This is a genomic window from Pelistega indica (assembly GCF_000506865.1).
GTDB lineage: Bacteria > Pseudomonadota > Gammaproteobacteria > Burkholderiales > Burkholderiaceae_B > Taylorella > Taylorella indica.
The window spans coordinates 1-2,206 of sequence record NZ_AYSV01000026.1 but is presented as its reverse complement, the minus strand read 5'-3'; the positions used below and the strand labels follow the sequence as shown (position 1 = coordinate 2,206).

Below are 2,206 nucleotides of genomic sequence, written 5' to 3'. Positions count from 1 at the left end.
TCAGTAATGGATTTTATGAGTGATGCACTAGCCGATGGTCGTAGACTACGTTTATTGAACGTTCATTGATGATTTCAACCGAGAAGCGTTAGCCATGGATGTTGCCTTATCTATTCCGAGCGAGCAGGTGATTCGATACCTAGAGCGCACAATTGAGCAGCGTGGAAAGCCTAAAGAGATACGAGTTGACAATGGTCCTGAGTATATCTCAGAACGACTGATCTCATGGACTGAAAGTCAAGGCATTCGTCTGAACTACATTCAGCCCGGCAAGCCCTATCAAAATGCCTATATTGAGCGATTTAACCGAACTGTCAGGGAGGAGCTTTTAAATATGTATATCTTTGACTCATTGGAGCAAGCTGAGTTGCTAGTCACCCAATGGCAATGGCAGTATAATAACGTACGGCCTAACATGGCTATAGGAGGTGTACCCCCGCGACTTAAAGCGGCTTAAAATCCATATCATTCCACTAAAAGGTGTTCCTAAAAATGGGGGTCATACAAAGATATTCTCTTAGTAGTGGTTTAATTTGATGCGTTTAATCTAAATACCGTTATAGATATTAGTAAGTATTGATTTACTCTATTTACTACAGTAATTATTATACTCTTTAGCTTCTAAAATAATGTTGATCGCTGATGATATTTTATATTTAAAGCTTTATCAATTTCAGATAGTAAAATTACATATGATATTTATTCAGATGTGAATTTATTTATTTTTTTAAAGGAACAATAAATTTATTATTTTGTTCAATGTATCATCACTCTAGTCATTAAAAGAATAGTTTTTTAATATCTTATTTTTACTAAATAGAATATTTTCATATCCTATTTAGTTTAAATTTGAACTAATTTAATAATTAATTATCTAACTCTTGCTTTAGTTGTTCTGCTAAAGCTTTAATTTCTTCCATATTTCCCGGTGTATGAGAATGTTTTGCTACTGTTTGACCAATATAATGTGGTACTAAGTGAAAATGAACATGAAATACTGTTTGGCCAGCACATTCATGATTAAACTGAGAAATAACAAGGCCATCTGCACCTGTTACTTTCATGAGAACAGGTGCAATTTTCTTAGCTGTTGCAATACAAGCCTCTGCAGCTTCCTTAGATAAATCAAAAAATGTAGGGGCTGGCTCTTTCGTCAATACAAGAAGATGCCCCTTTGTCTGCGGCATAATATCCATCATAGCAAATGTTTTATCATCTTCATAAATTTTAAATGAAGGTAATTCTCCTCGCAAAATTTTAGCAAAAACGTTATTTTCATCATACTGAATAGACATAATAATTTCCCTCATTTAATTTATTTAGGTAAAACTATAACAAATAAAAGTAAAAGTTCAAATAGAATAATTTAGTTGATACTATGTTGAAAAAATTTGAATAAATGTATTTTCACTATAGAAAATAAAAGTTATTCTATTCAATTAAATTTTAATATTGATACTAATCAAAAGAAATAACTGCTATAAGATCTTATTTTTAAAGATAAAATAGCAGTTATTCTAGTTATCCACAGAGTATTATTATTTTTATTAATTAAATATATTAAATAGCTATAAGTCTATTAATAGCTTCATTTAAAGTAGCATCGTATTTAGCAAAACAAAAACGAACTAAATAATTATTTGCTTCTTCGCTAGTAGAATCTTTATAAAAAGCAGAAACAGGGATCAATCCAACTTTATGTTTTTTAGTGAGTTCAGTCACAAAATCGTATTCTGATTGCTTTGATATATCCGAATAGTTTGCTAATAAGAAGAAAGTACCATCACTTCTAATAGGTTTAAATTTTGTTTTTAATAAACCGTTATAAAGTAATTCGTGTTTTTCTTGATAAAAACTGGCTAAATTAATATAGGTAGAAGAATCTTTCATAAATTCGGCAAGAGCGTATTGCATTGGGGAGCATACTGTAAAAACCATAAACTGATGTATTTTTCTAAATTCATTACTTAATGCCTTGGGTGCACAGCAATAGCCAACTTTCCAGCCAGTTGTATGAAATGTTTTACCAAATGAAGAAATGACGAATGTTTTAGCTGAAATAGCCGGACGAGAGGATAGACTTAAAAAAGGCTTATTATTAAAAACAATATGTTCATATACTTCGTCAGCTAATATTAAAATATTATGCTTATCAAGAATACCTTCTAAAATATTTAAATCATTTTCTTTAAGTGTAATTCCTGTA

At 30.6% G+C, this 2,206-nt stretch carries 2 protein-coding genes and 1 pseudogene; 1 reads left to right on the top strand and 2 read right to left on the bottom strand.

Going from position 1 to position 2,206, the window contains the following annotated elements:
- A pseudogene (locus V757_RS17695) lies at positions 1-457 on the top strand (integrase core domain-containing protein); the annotation flags it as partial.
- Between the two features lie 409 nt (positions 458-866).
- Here V757_RS17695 and V757_RS17690 read toward each other — a convergent pair.
- Positions 867-1,295 carry an HIT family protein gene (locus V757_RS17690; RefSeq protein ID WP_023949573.1) on the bottom strand — a complete coding sequence of 143 codons (429 nt, stop codon included), beginning with the start codon at positions 1,293-1,295 and terminating at the stop codon, positions 867-869.
- Between the two features lie 265 nt (positions 1,296-1,560).
- Positions 1,561-2,206 (bottom strand): aminotransferase class I/II-fold pyridoxal phosphate-dependent enzyme (locus V757_RS17685; RefSeq protein WP_023949571.1); only part of this gene is annotated, 646 nt, incomplete at its 5' end.